The 16,739-nt window shown below is 69.9% G+C and carries 16 protein-coding genes and 2 tRNA genes; 10 read left to right on the top strand and 8 right to left on the bottom strand.

The genetic code is table 11. The annotated features are described in order from the left end of the window. Positions 1-6: 6 nt before the first annotated feature. From FHG66_RS03720 to FHG66_RS03710, 3 genes are read left to right on the top strand one after another with little or no spacing between them, the layout of a single operon-like run. Positions 7-606: a TadE/TadG family type IV pilus assembly protein gene (locus FHG66_RS03720; protein ID WP_139075350.1), complete on the top strand. Its 600-nt coding sequence runs from the start codon at positions 7-9 to the stop codon at positions 604-606. Positions 607-657: 51 nt separating this feature from the next. Then, positions 658-1,014 carry a hypothetical protein gene (locus tag FHG66_RS03715; RefSeq protein WP_139075349.1) on the top strand — a complete coding sequence of 119 codons (357 nt, stop codon included), beginning with the start codon at positions 658-660 and terminating at the stop codon, positions 1,012-1,014. Positions 1,015-1,066: 52 nt separating this feature from the next. After that, positions 1,067-2,353: a homoserine dehydrogenase gene (locus FHG66_RS03710; protein WP_139075348.1), complete on the top strand. Its 1,287-nt coding sequence runs from the start codon at positions 1,067-1,069 to the stop codon at positions 2,351-2,353. Positions 2,354-2,426: 73 nt separating this feature from the next. On the opposite strand, the gene FHG66_RS03705 is transcribed toward FHG66_RS03710, so the two are convergent. Continuing rightward, on the bottom strand, positions 2,427-2,687 hold the full coding sequence (locus tag FHG66_RS03705; RefSeq protein WP_246082444.1) for a DUF2798 domain-containing protein: 261 nt from the start codon (positions 2,685-2,687) through the stop codon (positions 2,427-2,429). Positions 2,688-3,002: 315 nt separating this feature from the next. On the opposite strand from FHG66_RS03705, the gene glpX reads away from it, so the two are divergent. The 7 genes from glpX to FHG66_RS03670 all read left to right on the top strand — a co-directional run bounded on the left by glpX (position 3,003) and on the right by FHG66_RS03670 (position 8,259). Then, entirely contained in the window at positions 3,003-3,965 is a 963-nt protein-coding gene (gene glpX, locus FHG66_RS03700; protein WP_139075346.1) for a class II fructose-bisphosphatase, read from the top strand. A gap of 51 nt (positions 3,966-4,016) precedes the next feature. Then, positions 4,017-5,759 (top strand): single-stranded-DNA-specific exonuclease RecJ, encoded by a 1,743-nt coding sequence (recJ, locus tag FHG66_RS03695; protein ID WP_139075345.1) that lies wholly within the window; start codon positions 4,017-4,019, stop codon positions 5,757-5,759. 73 nt (positions 5,760-5,832) lie between these two features. Beyond that, a tRNA-Glu gene (locus FHG66_RS03690) sits at positions 5,833-5,907 on the top strand. A 181-nt stretch (positions 5,908-6,088) separates the two neighbouring features. After that, entirely contained in the window at positions 6,089-6,892 is an 804-nt protein-coding gene (locus FHG66_RS03685) for a calcium-binding protein (RefSeq protein WP_139075344.1), read from the top strand. Between the two features lie 78 nt (positions 6,893-6,970). Further along, a tRNA-Glu gene (locus FHG66_RS03680) sits at positions 6,971-7,045 on the top strand. Positions 7,046-7,201: 156 nt separating this feature from the next. Next, positions 7,202-7,453: a hypothetical protein gene (locus tag FHG66_RS03675; RefSeq protein WP_139075343.1), complete on the top strand. Its 252-nt coding sequence runs from the start codon at positions 7,202-7,204 to the stop codon at positions 7,451-7,453. A 143-nt stretch (positions 7,454-7,596) separates the two neighbouring features. After that, positions 7,597-8,259: a DUF1236 domain-containing protein gene (locus FHG66_RS03670; RefSeq protein ID WP_139075342.1), complete on the top strand. Its 663-nt coding sequence runs from the start codon at positions 7,597-7,599 to the stop codon at positions 8,257-8,259. Between the two features lie 39 nt (positions 8,260-8,298). On the opposite strand, the gene FHG66_RS03665 is transcribed toward FHG66_RS03670, so the two are convergent. The 7 genes from FHG66_RS03665 to FHG66_RS03635 form a co-directional block, all read right to left on the bottom strand. Then, complete coding sequence (locus FHG66_RS03665; protein WP_139075341.1) at positions 8,299-9,444, bottom strand: iron-containing alcohol dehydrogenase; 1,146 nt, start codon at positions 9,442-9,444, stop codon at positions 8,299-8,301. Next, positions 9,441-10,823: an aldehyde dehydrogenase family protein gene (locus FHG66_RS03660; RefSeq protein WP_139075340.1), complete on the bottom strand. Its 1,383-nt coding sequence runs from the start codon at positions 10,821-10,823 to the stop codon at positions 9,441-9,443. The genes FHG66_RS03665 and FHG66_RS03660 overlap by 4 nt, the downstream gene beginning before the upstream one ends. 130 nt (positions 10,824-10,953) lie before the next feature. Further along, entirely contained in the window at positions 10,954-12,315 is a 1,362-nt protein-coding gene (locus FHG66_RS03655) for a glutamine synthetase family protein (RefSeq protein ID WP_139075339.1), read from the bottom strand. Positions 12,316-12,381: 66 nt separating this feature from the next. Then, positions 12,382-13,815 carry a gamma-aminobutyraldehyde dehydrogenase gene (locus FHG66_RS03650; protein WP_139075338.1) on the bottom strand — a complete coding sequence of 478 codons (1,434 nt, stop codon included), beginning with the start codon at positions 13,813-13,815 and terminating at the stop codon, positions 12,382-12,384. 11 nt (positions 13,816-13,826) lie between these two features. Beyond that, a complete protein-coding gene (locus tag FHG66_RS03645) occupies positions 13,827-14,633 on the bottom strand; it encodes an ABC transporter permease (protein WP_139075337.1) in 807 nt (268 codons plus the stop codon). Beyond that, positions 14,623-15,564: an ABC transporter permease gene (locus FHG66_RS03640; RefSeq protein ID WP_139075336.1), complete on the bottom strand. Its 942-nt coding sequence runs from the start codon at positions 15,562-15,564 to the stop codon at positions 14,623-14,625. The genes FHG66_RS03645 and FHG66_RS03640 overlap by 11 nt, the downstream gene beginning before the upstream one ends. Further along, positions 15,561-16,553: an ABC transporter ATP-binding protein gene (locus FHG66_RS03635; protein ID WP_139075335.1), complete on the bottom strand. Its 993-nt coding sequence runs from the start codon at positions 16,551-16,553 to the stop codon at positions 15,561-15,563. The genes FHG66_RS03640 and FHG66_RS03635 overlap by 4 nt, the downstream gene beginning before the upstream one ends. Between the last annotated feature and the right edge of the window lie 186 nt (positions 16,554-16,739).

The raw sequence follows: 16,739 nt of genomic DNA, 5'->3' as shown, positions 1-16,739 counted from the left end.
CCCGGCATGTCCCTCCGTTCCGCCCTTCGTTCCGCTTTCCGCCGGTTCCGCCGCGACGAAAGCGGCAGCATCACCGTCGAGGCCGTGCTGATGATCCCGATCCTCGTCTGGGTGCTGCTGGCCAGCTTCGTGTTCTTCAACAGCTACCGGCAGCAGTCGCTGAACCTCAAGGTGGCCTACACCCTGACCGACATCGTCAGCCGCGAGACCAACGAGCCCATCACCCCCGAGTTCGTGGACAGCCTGTTCAGGCTCCAGGGCTTCCTGCTGGGCACCGGAGAGCCGCAAAAGCTCCGCCTGTCGCTGATCCGCTACACCGCCGGGCCGCCGGCCACCTACCGGGTGGTCTGGTCGCAGGAACGGGGCTGGGCCGGCACGATGACCAACGCCCGGCTCAACAGCATCAAGGACAAGGCCATCCCGCTCATGTCGGACGGAGAGGTCGCCATCATCCTCGAAACCTCGGCCGACTACACCCCCGCCTTCCGGGTGGGCATCGGCCCGCAGACCTTCACGAACTTCATGGTCATGCGGCCGCGCTTCAACTCCAGCCAGTTCTGCTGGGCCAACAACAACGACGCGCCCTGGCCCGCGCAGGTCTGCTGAGCCCACGCGCGTCGGGTTCCGCTCGGGGGGCGGCTCCCCTATGGTCGGGGAATGCGCCGCCTCCTCCCTGCCCTCGCCCTCGCCGCCTGCACCGAATACCCGGCGCTCGACGCCCGCGTGACACCGGCCGAACGGACCGCCCCGCCTCCCGCCCTCGTGCCGCTGGCCGGGCTCCTCGCCGCGGGCGACCAGCAGCCCCTGGCCCTCGACGCCGGTGACGACCTGTCCGCCCGGGCCTCGGACCTCGCGGCCCGGACCGGGGCCGCCCCGCCGCCAGTCACCGCTCCCGACGCCACCCTCGACGCCGTGCGCCTGGCGGACCTCGCCGCCCGCGCCGAAGGCCTGCGGACCGGCGGCCTGACCCCCGAGCAGCGCGACAGGCTCTCCTCCGGCCCTTCGTTGCCATGAGCGGGCGGACGGGGTAACGGTCCCCCGTTCAACAGCCCAAGGTGCCCCCATCATGACCGCTCCCCTTCGCATCGGCGTCGCCGGACTGGGCACCGTGGGGGCGGGCGTGCTGCGGATCCTCCAGACCCACGGCCCCCTCATCGCCGCCCGCGCGGGCCGCTCCATCGAGGTCGTCGCCGTCTCGGCCCGCGACCGCAGCCGCGACCGTGGCGTCCCCCTCGAGGCCTATGCCTGGGAATCCGACCCCGTGGCCCTCGCCCGCCACCCCGACATCGACGTCATCGTCGAGCTGATGGGCGGCCACGAGGGCGCGGCCAAGGACGCGCTGGAGGCAGCCATCGCCTCGGGCAAGGACGTGGTCACCGCCAACAAGGCCCTCCTCGCCCATCACGGCCAGGCCCTCGCACTCGCTGCCGAAGAGGCGGGCCGCGTGATCCGCTTCGAGGCCGCCGTCGCGGGCGGCATTCCCGTCATCAAGGCCCTCACCGAAGGGATGGCCGGCAACCAGATGACCCGCGTCATGGGCGTCATGAACGGCACCTGCAACTACATCCTGACCCGGATGGAATCGGCGGGCCTGCCATACGAGGAGGTGTTCGAGGAAGCCCGGCAACTGGGCTATCTCGAAGCCGACCCCCGGCTCGACGTGGACGGCATCGACGCCGGCCACAAGCTGTCGCTCCTGGCTTCCATCGCCTTCGGCACCCAGGTGGACTTCGACCATGTGGACCTCGAAGGCATCGGCTCGATCACCATCGAGGACATCCGCCGCGCCGCCGACATGGGCTTCCGGATCAAGCTTTTGGGCGTCGCGCAGATGACCGGGCGCGGGCTCGAACAGCGGATGCAGCCCTGCCTCGTCCCCGCGACCTCGCCTCTGGGCCAGCTCCAGGGCGGCACCAACATGGTGGTGCTCGAAGGCGACGCCGTGGGCCAGATCGTGCTGCGCGGCCCCGGTGCGGGCGCGGGTCCCACGGCCAGTGCGGTGCTGTCGGACCTCGTGGACATCGCGCGGGGCAACCGGCTCCCCACCTTCGGACAGCCCGCCATGACGCTGACGCGCGCCCGCCCCGCCCAGGCCGCCGTGCCCGCGCCCTATTATCTGCGGCTCCAACTCGTGGACAAACCCGGCGCGCTGGCCAAGGTCGCGCGCGTCCTGGGCGACTCGGGCATCTCGATCGACCGGATGCGCCAGTACGGCCACGAGGACGGCACCGCCCCCGTCCTGATCGTCACCCACAAGACGACGCGCATCGCCCTCGACGAGGCCATGGCCGCCTTCCCCGCCACGGCGGTCGTCGCGGGCGATCCCGTGGCCCTGCGGATCGAGGCGGTTTGAGGCAGGCCGGACAGGTCTGCTCGGACAGTTCCGGCGACCAGCCCATCGGCAGGGTCGCCGGCAGGCTTCGGACCTAGAGCAGCCCCTCGGACCCGCGTCCAGGCCGGGTGGTCAAACGCACGACCAGATAGGCCAGGCGGAACGCCACCGGTCCGACGCCCAGCGACAGGGCAAAGGCGACCGGCCAGGCAAGGATGAAGCGGCGCAGCCACTCCCCCACCCAGCCCGGCTCGAAGCCCATCGGAACGGCAGTGAAGAGGCCGGTCATCAGGAAGGCCATCATGCAGGAAATGAAGACCTGCGCCACGATGACGGTGGATTTGGAGTTGGACATCTCGTCTCCAATCATGGCGACGAGGCGCGAGGGAGTGTCCCGACAGGCACTCCACGGCACCCCGTTCGACCGGGTTGCGCCGTGGGTTCGAAGATCGACTAACTCCCGCCAGAGGGGCGGGGACCGGGATAACCTGACCGGCCAGACGTTTTTCGGCCCTCGGGACTTAGCGGGGGCGTCTCCGGACCTCAAGCCGCCCAGTGCCCGTCCACCTCCGAAAAGGTCTGGCCTGACAGGACCGTTAGCGCTCCCAGTCCTTCACGTAGCCGCGAGGTCGCGCTACGCCTTGCTGCGACGCAGCCAAAAGGACGCCCCATGGCCGACCAGCCCGACTTTTCCGACCGCATGTTGTCCCTGGGCCTCGCCCGTGTCTCCGAGGCCGCCGCCATCGCCTGCGCCGACCATGTCGGGCGGGGCGACGAAAAGGCCGCCGACCAGGCCGCCGTGGACGGGATGCGCCGCCAGCTCAACATGCTCGACATCAAGGGCGTCGTGGTGATCGGCGAAGGCGAGCGCGACGAGGCGCCCATGCTCTACATTGGCGAGGAGGTCGGCACCGGCCAAGGCCCCGCCGTGGACATCGCGCTCGACCCGCTGGAAGGGACGACGCTCACCGCCCGCGACATGCCCAACGCTCTGGCCGTCGTCGCCATGGCCCCGCGCGGAACGCTCCTGCACGCCCCCGACGTCTACATGGAAAAGCTCGCCGTCGGCCCCGGCTTCAAGCGCGGCGTCGTCACCCTGTCGATGAGCCCCTCCGAACGCGTCTCGGCGCTGGCCTCGGCCAAGGGGGTCTCCACTCGCGACATCACCGTCTGCATCCTCGACCGCGACCGCCATGAGGCGATGATCGCCGAGGTCCGCTCCACCGGCGCCAAGGTGCGGCTCATCACCGACGGCGACGTGGCGGGCGTCATGCACTGCGCCGAGCCCTCGACGGGGATCGACATGTACATGGGCTCGGGCGGCGCGCCCGAAGGGGTGCTGGCCGCTGCCGCGCTCAAATGCATGGGCGGCCAGATCTTCGGCAAGCTCCTGTTCCGCAACGACGACGAACGCGACCGCGCCCAAAAGGCGGGGATCACCAACTACGACCGCGTCTACACCCGCGACGACCTCGTGACCGGCGACGTGATCTTTGCGGCGACCGGGGTCACGGACGGCAGCCTCCTGCCCGGCATCCGCCGCACCCCCGAATCGATCACCGTGGAAACCGTCCTGATGCGGAGCAAGACCGGCTCGGTGCGGCGCATGACCTACACCAACCCGATCCGCTGACCCGCGGAGACGTCTTGCCATCAAACGCCGGGTTGGGCGACAGGGGACGGCATGGGTGCCTTCCTCGACGTCTCCGATTCGCTCACCGGCCGCCGCTGGATCGGCCCCAGCCTGGAGGAGGACCGCCTCGCCGAGGCCATGGCCCGCGACGCCCGGCTTGAACGGGCCGTGGCGCTGACCCTGGTGCGGCGTGGCGTGGGGCTGGACCAGGCCGCCACCTTCCTCGATCCCAAGCTGCGCGACCTGCTTCCCGACCCGCTGTCCCTGCGCGACATGGGCCCGGCCGCCGACCGCTTTCTCCAGGCGGTGGAGCGCGGGGAACGCATCGCCGTCTTTGCCGACTATGACGTGGACGGCGGCGCCTCCGCCGCGCTCCTCCTCGTCTGGCTCCGCCGCATGGGCCGGAATGCCACGCTCTACATCCCCGACCGGATCGAGGAAGGCTACGGCCCCAACGAGCCCGCGATGGCCCGCCTCGCCACCACCCACGACCTCATCGTCTGCGTGGACTGCGGCACCCTGTCCCACGGCCCCATCGAGGCCGCGGCGGGCGCGGACGTCCTCGTGCTCGACCACCACATGGGGGCCGAGACGCTGCCCGCCTGCGTCGCCGTGGTGAACCCCAACCGGCAGGACGAATCCGGCGACCTCGGCCACCTCTGCGCCGCCGGCGTCGTCTTCCTCCTGTTGGTCGAGGCCAACCGCCGCCTCAAGGCGCAGGGCCGTCAGGCCCCCGACCTCATGGCCATGCTCGACCTCGTGGCGCTGGCCACCGTGGCCGACGTGGCCCCCCTCACCGGCGTCAACCGCGCCCTCGTGCGCCAGGGCCTCGTGGTCATGGCCCGCCGCGAACGCCCCGGCCTCGCGGCGCTCCAGGACATCGCGGGCCTCAACACCGCGCCCACCTGCCACCACCTGGGCTACGTCCTGGGCCCCCGCGTCAACGCCGGGGGCCGCGTCGGCCAAGCCGACCTCGGCGCGCGCCTCCTCGCCACCGACGACCCGCACGAGGCGCAAGCCCTAGCCGAGCGCCTGAACCACCACAACTCCGAACGCCGCGAGATCGAGGCCGGGGTCCAGGCCGCCGCGATGGCCCAGGCCGAATCGCGCGGTGACGGCCCCCTCGCCTGGGCGGCGGGCGAAGGCTGGCACCCGGGCGTCGTCGGCATAGTCGCCGCCCGCCTCGTGGGCGCGACGCACCGCCCCGCCGTGGTGATCGCGCTCGACGGCGACATCGGCAAGGGCTCGGCCCGCTCGGTCTCTGGCGTGGACCTGGGCGCCGCGATCCACCGCCTCGCCGCCGAGGGCCTCCTGCTGCGCGGCGGCGGACACAAGATGGCCGCCGGCCTGACGGTGGAGCGCGCCAAGCTCCCCGCCGCAATGGAGCGCCTGTCCGAGCTTCTGGCCCGCCAGGGCGCGGGCGCTGGCGGCCCGCGCGACCTCCCCCTGGACGGGCTCCTCATGCCAAAGGCCGCGCGCACGGACCTCGTGGACCTGATCGAACGCGCGGGCCCCTTCGGCGCCTCGGCCCCCTCGCCCCGCTTCGCCTTCTCCGACCTGGGCGTGTCCATGCAGCGCATCGTCGGCAACGGGCACCTCAAGATCGCGTTCAGCGACGGCATGGGCGGACGGCTCGACGCCATCGCCTTCGGCGCGGCCGAGGGTCCGCTCCGCCTCCTCACCCCAGGCGGAGGCCGCTTCCACGTCGCGGGCCGGCTCGAGATCAACACATGGCAAGGCCGCCGCAACGTCCAGCTCCTGCTCGAGGACGCCGCCCCCGCACAGCGCCGCTAAGCTGTCCCCAGGAAACTGCGCGCGACCCCTTGCCCCCGCCCGCGGCTTTGTCTATCCAGCGCCCACCTGCCGCGGCCCGTTCGTCTATCGGTTAGGACACCAGGTTTTCAACCTGGGAAGAGGGGTTCGACTCCCCTACGGGCTGCCAGGTTTCCTCCGCCGATCCAGTGTCGTCCACGTCCGCTCTTTGCGGTCGTCCCGCTGTGGCGCATCCGACCCTGCTTCCCGCCGCCGGCGCGGCGTGCTGTAAGAGGCCGTGGCCAGCTTTGCGCGTGATCTCGGGACGGGCGCGGTCCGGCCAAGGCAAATAGCAGGGAAACGCAGGCAGCATGGCTTATGTCAGGATCTACGACGCGGCAGGATTCGGACTCGGCGACGATGCAGACGATCTGTTCGGCGACGACTTCGACCTCAGCGAAATGAACTACAAAGCGATATCGAACGATCGCGTGCGACTCACCGGGACCTTCGACAATGGCCTCGAATTCGTAGCCGTCGCCTCCGACGTCAGCACTACGCCGGCCATTCGGTTCATGGAGTTCTCGGACAACGGCTCCCCCATCCTGACGCTCTCCGGCATACGGCTCGATCTCGAGGACGATACCGCCTTCGATCGCCTGCTCAGAGGGCCGGACGAGATCGTCGGCAACAAATACGCCGACATCTTCGACGCTGAGGGCGGCAACGACATTCTCCGGGGCCAGGGCGGCAACGACCGTCTGCTCGGCGGCTTCGGCGACGACCGCCTGTTCGGCGGCTGGGGAGCCGACCGGCTGAACGGCGGGCGCGGGCAGGACCGGCTCGATGCCGGGGTGGACGGCGCGGCGGACGTGATCGTGTTCCGCTCGGCCGCCGACAGCGCCGTGGGCGCGCGCCACGACATCGTGCTGAACTTCGACCGGGACGACGATCGCATCGACCTGAGCGCCATCGACGCCCGCCTCGGCACGACGGGCAACGACGACTTCACCTGGGGCGGCCGGACCGGAGGCGACGCCCGGGTCTGGTGGACCGCCACCTCCGATGGCGTGCTGCTCAAGGGCGACCGGGGCGGCGACGGCGACAGCCGCCCTGACTTCGAGATCCTGCTTTCCGACCTCGGCTCGCTGGGCCGGGATGACGTCCTGCTCTAGCCCAAGATCCCTGCAATGCCGCGCAAAGGGCTCTTGCCCTCCCCCGCGGCATTGTCTAATCAGCCGCCACTTGGCCACGGCCCGTTCGTCTATCGGTTAGGACACCAGGTTTTCAACCTGGGAAGAGGGGTTCGACTCCCCTACGGGCTGCCAAGGGTTCCACCGCATTAACGGATTGATCGGACCTGTGGCGGGGATCTGAAGCGTTGCCGCAACGCTGCCCCAATTCTTCGCGGTTTTGCTCATTTTCGGCCCTATTGGCCTGCTCAAACGGCAAAGATGGCAGACACGCCGTCGGAGGAGCGGGCGATGGACCTCAACGAATGGATCGATGACGCGATCAGCGACGTCATGGCCCTGGGCGACTTGTGTGCCTTTCGTGGCCTCACCGCGACGGAAGGGGCCTTTCAGGACCTGATCGCCACACTTCAGGCGGAACGGCAGCGCCGCGTGCCCGCGCCCACTCGAACCAACGTGGTGGCCTTCGTGCCCCGTGGGGCGCAGGCCCCGATGACCGGCACCTTCCTCCCCGTGCTGGGCGCGGCGGACGGCGTCGCCTGACCCCATCGGGCGGGCTGCGGGCCTGTCCATTCGGGTGCGCCTGGCCCGGACCTCAGCGGCTCGCTTCGGTGAACCAACCGCCTCCGACCGGCGTTCCTCCGGGTCTGGACGGGCCAAGGTCCGTCGCCAACCCCGAGGAACCGATGCCCAAGCGATCCCTTTCGACCCTGGCCGCCGCCAGCCTTCTCCTGGCCGTCCCCGCCTGGGCCCAGGTCGCGGCGATCGCCGCCACCGATCTCAACCTCCGCTCCGGCCCGGGCCCCGAGCAGGAGATCGTGGGCCTGATCCCCGCCAACGAGGCGGTGTCGGTCGAAGGCTGCCTCGATGACGACAGCTGGTGCCGCGTGGATTACGCGGGCACGCTGGGCTGGGCGTCCGGCGAGTACCTGACCGCCACCCTCGCCGACCAGCCCGACCCCGTGCCGCTCTATGAGAATCGCACCACGCTCCAGGTCGGCAGCGTGACCTTCGACCAGGGCCAGGACGCAGCGACCGGCGCGGGCGCCCTGGGCGGCGCGGCGCTGGCGGCGGCGCTCGTGGGCGGCCCGGCGGCTCTCGTGGCAGGCGCGGCGATCGGCGCGGCGACCGGCGCGGCCGTGGCCCCCGACGACGCCACCGTGACCTATATCCGTGAGAACCCCGCCGATCCGGTCTACCTGCAGGGCGAGGTCATCGTCGGCGCGGGCATCCCCGAGGAGGTGGAGATCCTCCCCGTGCCCGAAACGAACTTCGGCTACCTGTATGTCAACGGCGTGCCGGTCGTCGTGGACCAGTCCAACCGCCAGATCGTCTACATCGTCCGCTGACCGGGACAGGTGGGGGGCCGCGTAAGGCCCCCCGCCCCGTCACATGGCGTCGCGGAACAGCGCCTCGGCACTCTCGCGCGTCAGGGCAACGGGGTTGCCGCCCGCGCTCGGGTCCTCGATGGCCATGGCGGCCAGTTCGGGGATGCGGCTGTCCTCGACCCCCATGGCCTTCAGGCCGGACGGCAGGCCGAACAGATCGTTCAGCTCATCCACCCGCGCGGCAAAGCCGCCAAATCCCCCCGCGATCCCCAGATAGGCCGCCGCACGGCCCAGCCGCTCCTCGACCGCCGAACGGTTGAAGCGCAGCACGGCGGGCATGACCACCGCGTTCGTGGTGCCGTGATGGGTGTTATAGACCGCGCCCACGGGATGGCTCAGCGCGTGGATTGCCCCCAGCCCCTTCTGAAAGGCCACGGCCCCCATGGAGCCCGCCGCCAGCATGTTCGCCCGCGCCTCCAGGTCCGACCCGTCGCGGAAGGCGCGCGGCAGGTATTCGTTCACCAGCCGGATCCCTTCCAGCGCGATCCCCTGGCTCATCGGGTGGAAGAACGGCGAACAGTAGGCCTCCAGGCAATGCGCAAAGGCGTCCATCCCCGTCCCCGCTGTCAGCGCGGGCGGCAGGCCCACCGTCAGCTCGGGGTCGCTGACCACCACGCGCGGCAGCACCTTGGGGTGGAAGATGATCTTCTTCACATGCGACTGCGAGTTGGTGATGACGCTTGCCCGCCCCACCTCGGACCCCGTCCCGGCGGTCGTCGGCACCGCCACGATGGGCGCGATGCCGTCCGCGTTGGCCCGCGTCCACCAGTCCCCGATGTCCTCGAAGTCCCAGACCGGCCGCGTCTGCCCCGCCATGAAGGCGATCATCTTGCCCAGGTCGATCCCCGAGCCGCCGCCAAAGGCCACGACCCCGTCATGCCCCCCCTCGCGATAGGCGCGCAGGCCCTCGTCCAGGTTCCGGTCGGTCGGGTTCGGGTCCACGTCCGAAAAGATCGCGCGCCCGAGCCCCGCCTCCTCCAGCAGGTCCAGCGCCCGTTCGGTGATGGCCATGCCCTTCAGCCCCCGGTCGGTGACCAGCAGGGGCCGCGCGATCCTGGCCTCCGCGCAGGCCGCCGCCAGTTCCCTGATGCGCCCCGGCCCGAACAGGACGCGGGTGGGATAGGACCAGTTGGCCGTGATGTTCATGCCTTCACCTTGCGGAAGTGGTAGGAGCGTGCGCGCGTCACGCTGTGGAAGCCCAGCACCGACAGGGCCGTGCCCCGCCCGGTGTCCTTGGTCCCCGTCCAGGTCAGCGCCGGGTCGAGGTAGTCGGCCCGGTTCATGAACACGGTCCCCGTATCGATCAGCCGCCCCAGCCGCGCCGCCCGTTCCGCGTCCCCCGTCCAGAGCGAAGCCGTGAGCCCGTAGGGTGAATCGTTCATGAGGGCCAGCGCCTCCTCGTCGCCCGACACCGGCATGATCCCCACGACCGGCCCAAAGCTTTCCTCGCGCATGACGCGCATGGAATGGTCCACGTTCACCAGGATCTGCGGCGCGAGGTAGGTGCCCCCGTCATCCTCCGGGAACACCTCCCGGCCGATCAGCGGGGTGGCACCCGCCGCGACGGCCTCCTGGGTCTGCGCCCGCACCGTGTCGGCAAAGCGCTTGTTCGCCATCGGCCCGATGGAGGTGTTCAGCTCCAGCGGGTTCCCCAGCCGCAACTGCTTGGTCCAGGCCACCGCCCGGTCCACGAAGCCGTCATACTTCGACCGGTGCACGTAGATCCGCTCGATCCCGCAGCAGCACTGCCCCGCGTTGAACATCGCCCCGTCCATGAGCACGTCCACCGCCCAGTCGAGGTCCGCGTCCTCCATGACATAGCCGGGGTCCTTGCCCCCCAGCTCCAGCCCCAGCGGCGTGAAGGTCCCCGCCGAAGCCCGCTCGATGGCCTGCCCGCCCGCGACGGAGCCCGTGAAGTTCACGAAGCCGAAGCTCCGCGCCTTGATCAGCGCCTCGGTGCCCGCATGGTCCAGCACGACGTTCTGGAACACGCCCTCGGGCAGCACATCCGCAAAGGCATCGGCCAGCCGCTCGCCCGTGAGCAGCGTCTGCGACGCGGCCTTGAGCATCACGACGTTCCCCGCGATCAGCGCCGGGACGACCGTGTTGATGCTGGTCAGATAGGGGTAGTTCCAGGGCGCGATGACGAAGACGACGCCCACGGGCGCGCGCTCGATCCGCCGCTCGAACCGCTCGGACTCCTCGGCCACCATCGGCGCCAGCGCCTGCGCCGCGATCCCGGACATGTAGGCGGTGCGCTCGTTGACGCCCCCGAACTCCCCGCCATAGCGGACGGGGCGGCCCATCTGCCAGGCCAGCTCCTCGGTGATGCGGTCCTTGTCGTCGTTGAGCCGTCGCACGCCCTCCTGAACGCGCGCGATCCGCTCCTCCAGGGGCAGCGCGGCCCAGGCGGGCTGCGCGGCCTTGGCGCGCGCGACCGCCTCCAGCGCCGCCTCGGGGCTCAGCGCCTCGCGCTCGGCATAGACCTCGCCGTTCACGGGCGAGACGCATCGGATCAAGCTCATTCCAGTCCCTCGTCGCAGGGGGCCCGCCGTGCGTGCCATCAGGCACCGGCCGGACAGCCCCAATTCCATGCACCTCTACCACCACGCCTGCCCCTGCGGCCATATGGGCCGGCGCACACCCGCCATGCGGTCAAAGCCGCTCGAATCCCCGCATCAGCTCCACGTCCGACACGAGCCGGTCGGCCTCCTCGACCTCCCAGGTCGCGGCGCGGTGGTAGTGGTCCACGACGTCGTCCCCGAAGGCCGCGCGCAGCATCGCGGACCCGGTCAGCGCCTCGGCGGCCTCGCGCAGGTTGCGCGGGATCGCCCGCACCCCCTCGGCGCTGTACATGTCGCCCGCCATCTCGGGCTCCAGCTCCAGCCCCTTCTCGATCCCGTCCAGCCCCGCCGCGAGTTGTGCGGCCAGCGCGAGGTAGGGGTTCAGGTCCGCCCCGCCCACGCGGCATTCGACCCGCACGCCCTTGGTGTCCGCCCCGCAGACGCGGTATCCCGCCGTGCGGTTGTCGGTGGACCAGACCGCCTTGGTCGGCGCGAACATCCCCACCGTGAACCGCTTGTAGCTGTTGACGTAAGGCGCGAGGAAGTACGTGCACTCGGCCGCATGGGCCAGCAGCCCGGCGAGGTAGCTCCGCATCAGCGCCGACATCCCGTGCTCGCCTTCGGGGTCGCGGAACGCGTTCGCACCGTCCCGCCACAGCGACTGGTGGATATGCGACGACGACCCGGCGCGGTCCGTCGCGTACTTGGCCATGAAGGTCACCGACCGGCCCTGTTGGTGCGCGATCTCCTTGGTGACCATCTTCACGATGGAATGCATGTCGGCGGTATCGAGGGCATCCGAATACCGGATGTTGATCTCCTCCTGCCCCGCCTCGGCCTCGCCCTTGGTGTTCTCGACCGGGATGCCCGCCGCGAACAGCGTGTTCCGCAGGGGCCGCATCACCGCCTCCTCGCGCGACGACCCGAAGATCCCGTAATCGTTGTTGTAGCGCACGACGGGCGTCATCCGGCGGTAGCGCGCGTCCCACAACTGCTCGAAGCTTTCCTCGAACAGGAAGAACTCCAGCTCCGTCGCCATCATCGGCTCGAGGCCCATGGCGCGGGCCCGCTCCACCTGCCGCTTCAGCACGGACCGGGGCGCGTGGGGCACCGGCTCCCCGTGGTGGTCCAGGAAATCCGCCATGACCATCGCCGTCCCCGGCAGCCAGGGCGCGCGGCGCAGCGTGCCCAGGTCCGGCTTGTGGACGTAATCGCCGTACCCCGACTCCCAGGAGGCCGACTTGTAGCCCGGCACCGTCACCATCTCCGCATCGAGAGCGAGGAGATAGTTGCAGCCATGCGTCTCCTTGTGCCCGCTGTCCAGGAAGTGCTGCGCGTGGAACCTCTTGCCCACCAGCCGCCCCTGCATGTCGCAGACGCAGCACAGCACGGTGTCGATCTCGCCCGCCTCCACGGCGGCGCGGAGGGTGTCGAGCGTCAGGTTCGCAGGCATTCCGTCACTTCCATTCCGAGGGTCCGCCCGACTGTTCGCTCGGGCGGACCTCCTGTCAACAAAGGGTTAATGGGCAATCATCACGTGGCGGACGGCCGTGTAGTCCTCCAGCGCATAGGCCGACATGTCCTTGCCATAGCCCGACTGCTTCAGGCCCCCATGCGGCATCTCGTTGACCAGCATGAAGTGGGTGTTCACCCAGGTGCAGCCGTACTGGAGCCGCGACGCCACCTGCATCGCGCGGCCCACGTCCTGCGTCCACACGCTGGACGCGAGGCCATAGGGCGAGTCGTTCGCCCACTGGATCGCCTGCTCCGCATCCTCGAACCGCGTCACGCTGACCACCGGCCCAAAGACCTCGCGCTGGACGATCTCGTCCTCCTGCTTCGCGCCCGCGATCACCGTGGGCTTGTAGTAGAAGCCGGGCCCTTCCGGCATCTCGCCGCCGGTAACCACCTCCATATGCTTCATCTCCGCCGCGCGGGAAACGAAGCTCGCCACCCGGTCCCGCTGCCGCAGCGAGATCAGCGGCGGCATCTCGTTCACCGTGTCGTCCTGCGCGGCGAAGGTGATGGAGGCCGCGGCATCCGCCAGTTCCGCCACCAGCCGGTCATGGATCCTGGGCGCGGCATAGACCCGGCAGGCCGCCGTGCAGTCCTGACCCGCGTTGTAGAACGAGAACGCCCGCAACCCGTTCACGACCCTCTCCAGGTCCGCGTCGTCGAACACGATGACCGGGGCCTTGCCGCCCAGTTCCAGATGCGTGCGCTTCACGCCCTTGGCTGCCGCCTGCAGCACCTTCTTCCCCGTCGCCACGTCCCCGGTGATCGACACCATGTCGATGTCGGGATGGTTGATGAGCGTGTTCCCCACGCTCCCGCCCTGTCCCACGACGATGTTCACCACGCCCTCGGGCAGCACCTCGGCCAGCACCTTGGCCAGCTTCAGCGCCGTCAGCGGCGTCTGCTCCGATGGCTTCATGACGACGCAGTTGCCCCCGGCCAGCGCCGGGGCCAGCTTCCAAGCCATCATCATCAGCGGATAGTTCCAGGGCGCGATGGAGGCCACGACCCCGATCGGGTCGCGCCGGATCATAGAGGTGTGCCCCTCCATGTACTCCCCCGCGAGCGCCCCGTGCATGTTCCGCGCCGCCCCGGCAAAGAAGCGGTAGCAGTCCACGATGGCCGGAATCTCATCATTGAGCGCCGCGTTGATCGGCTTGCCGGTATTGAGCGCCTCCAGCCGCGCGAACTCCTCGGCCTCGGCCTCGATCCGGTCCGCGATCTTCAGCAGCAGGTTCGACCGCTGCGCCGGCGTGGTCCGCGACCACGTCAGAAACGCCTTGCGCGCCGCCTGAACCGCCCGGTCGATCTGCGCCTGCCCCGCCTCGGGCAGCTTCAGGATCGTCTCGCCGGTGCGGGGGTTCAGGATCGTCTCCTCCCCTTCCGTCCCCGCCTCGAAGCTGGAGCCGATCAGCATCTGGGTGTCGTGCAACGTCATGGGACTCTCCCTTATTTTCCGCTCCCCGCGACCGTGTCGGTCCCGCGGGTCAGATGATACGCGCCAAGGATCGGCAGGAACGTGACCAGCACCACGACCATCGCGACGACGTTGGTGACGGGCCGTTCGCGCGGCCGCACCAGCTCCTCCAGCATCCAGATCGGCAGGGTGGCCTGCTGCCCCGCCGTGAAGGTGGTGACGATCACCTCGTCGAACGACAGCGCAAAGGCCAGCATCCCACCCGCGAGCAGCGCGGTGGCGATGTTGGGCAGGATCACATGGCGCAGCGTCTGCCCATAGGTCGCGCCCAGGTCCATCGACGCCTCGATCAGGTTGCCCGACACGCGCCGGAACCGCGCCACCGCGTTGTTGTAGACCACGACGACGCAAAAGGTCGCGTGCCCCAGCACGATGGTCCAAAAGCTGAACGGGATGTCGGCCAGGCTGAAGGCCGACCGCAGCGCGATCCCCGTGATGATCCCCGGCAGGGCGATGGGCAGGACGACCAGCAGCGACACCGCCTCGCGCCCGAAGAACCGCGACCGCGCCACGGCGGCGGCGCACAGCGTCCCCAGCACCAGCGCCACCGCCGTCGCGACCAGCGCCACGCGCAGGGACAGCCACAGCGCCTCCCAGATATCGGGCCGCGCCCAGGCCCGCGCGAACCAGTGCAGCGTCAGCCCCGGCGGCGGCCAGACATAGCTCCGGTCCTCGGTGGTAAAGGCGTACAGGAACACCAGCAGGATCGGCAGGTGCAGGAACAAGAGCCCCCCGCCCGCCAGCGCCTTCAGCCACCACGGGGCCCGCTCAAAGCGCATCGAAGGCCCCCATCCGCTTCGCCACGGCCAGATAGATCCCCATGATGACGATGGGCACCACCGCAAAGGCCGCCGCCAGTGGCACGTTCCCCGCCGTCCCCTGGTACTGGTACACCGCAAGCCCGATGAACCGCGCGCTGGTGCCCACGATCTGCGGGATGATGTAGTCGCCCAGCGTCAGGCTAAAGGTGAAGATCGACCCCGCCACCACGCCCGGCAGCGCCAGCGGCCATAGCACGTGCCGGAACGTCTGCCCGGGGCTCGCCCCCAGATCCCCTGACGCCTCGACCAGCGACCCCGGCACCCGCTCCAGCGCCGCCTGGATCGGTAGGATCATGTAGGGCAGCCAGACATAGACGAACACGATGAACGTCCCCGTGGGCGACACCGACAGGGAGTTCCCCCCGATCCCCGGCACGGACAGAAAGGCGTCCAGCAGCCAGCCCAGGCCCAGCCCCTCGAACCCCCAGCCGACGATCCCCTCCTTGGCGAGGATCAGCTTCCAGGCATAGACCTTGACGAGGTAGCTCGACCACAGCGGCAGCATCACGCCCAGGTAGAACACCGCCTTCCACCGCCCCCGCGCATAGCGCGCGGCATAATAGGCGATGGGGAACGCCACCGTGACCGAGGCCACCGTCACCAGCGCCGCCATCAGCACCGTCCGCCAGATGATGTCGAGGTTTGCGGGCCGCAGCAGCTCCCCATAGGTCTTGAGCGTCGGCGTCCGGTCGATCACGCCCGAGAACTCGTCGATGGAGAAGAAGCTCTGCGCCAGCAGCGCGAACAGGCTCCCAAGATAGACGATCCCCAGCCACAAGAGCGGCGGGGCCAGCAGCAGCACCAGCATCAAGCGCGGATGCCGCCACAGGGCATCCGACACTCCGCTCCGCGCGGGCCGCGGCGCCCCGGCGTCCGCCATGACGGTCATGCCGCCTCCATCGCGTGCAGCGCGCCGGCCTCCCAGGCCAGGCCGACCTGCGCGCCCGTCTCGGGCACGGCCTGCCCGCCGGGCACCAGCACCGCGACCTCGCCTTGCGGCAGCGCCACCACCAGCCGCGTGGCCGATCCCAGATAGCGCGCCGCGACCACCCGCCCCGCGACCGGCGCCCCTTCGGGCGCAACCACCCGCAGCGCCTCGGGGCGCAGCGAACTCCAGGCTGCCTGTCCGCCAAAGGCCCGCGCCACCTCGGGGGCCAGCACGTTGCTGGAGCCCACGAAGTCCGCGACGAACCGCGTCCGGGGCCGCAGATAGACCTCGGACGGCGTGCCGACCTGCTGGATGCGCCCGTCGCTGAACACCGCCACGCGGTCCGCCATCGACAGCGCCTCGCCCTGGTCGTGCGTCACGAAGACAAAGGTGATCCCCACCCGGCGCTGCAGGGCCTTGAGCTCGTCCTGCATCTGCTCCCGCAGCTTGAGGTCCAGCGCCCCCAGGGGCTCATCGAGCAGCAGCACCCTCGGCCGGTTCACCAGCGCGCGGGCCAGCGCCACGCGCTGCCGCTGCCCGCCCGACAGCTCGCTCGGACGGCGCGCCCCGTAGCCGGGCAGCGCCATCATCGCCAGCGCCTCCTCGGCCCGCCTGCGCCGCTCGGGCTTCGGCACCCCCGCGATCATCAGACCGTAAGCCACGTTGTCGAGCACGTTCAGATGCGGGAACAGCGCATAATCCTGGAACACCGTGTTCACGGCCCGCCGATAGGGCGGCAGCCCCGCCACGCTCTCCCCGAACAGCCGGATGTCTCCGGCCGTGGGCGTCTCAAAGCCCGCGACCAGCCGCAGGCAGGTGGTCTTGCCCGACCCGCTGGGCCCCAGCATGGCAAAGAACTCGCCTTCCGCGATGTCCAGATCGACCCCGTCCACGGCCCGGACGGTCCCGAAATGCCGTGACACGCCCCGAAACGATATGGCGGGAATCATCGCGACCTCCTCCGTCGGCTCCAGGACAGGCACTTCTTGGGCAGAGTGGACCCGACCATCTTCATCAATCTATGGCCCGATCACGGGATCATCGCCAATCCGTGAACGATCCCTTCGGGCAGGTTCCCACAACCGGAGCGAGCCGATAAAGCCCCGCACTAGTGCTGGTTAATGAGTGCCCGGGGG

Origin of the sequence: Rubellimicrobium rubrum (assembly GCF_006152115.1) — a bacterium.
Classification (GTDB): Bacteria; Pseudomonadota; Alphaproteobacteria; order Rhodobacterales; family Rhodobacteraceae; genus Rubellimicrobium; species Rubellimicrobium rubrum.
Note: the sequence above shows the minus strand (reverse complement) of the source record. Positions and strands in the feature narration are given on the sequence as shown.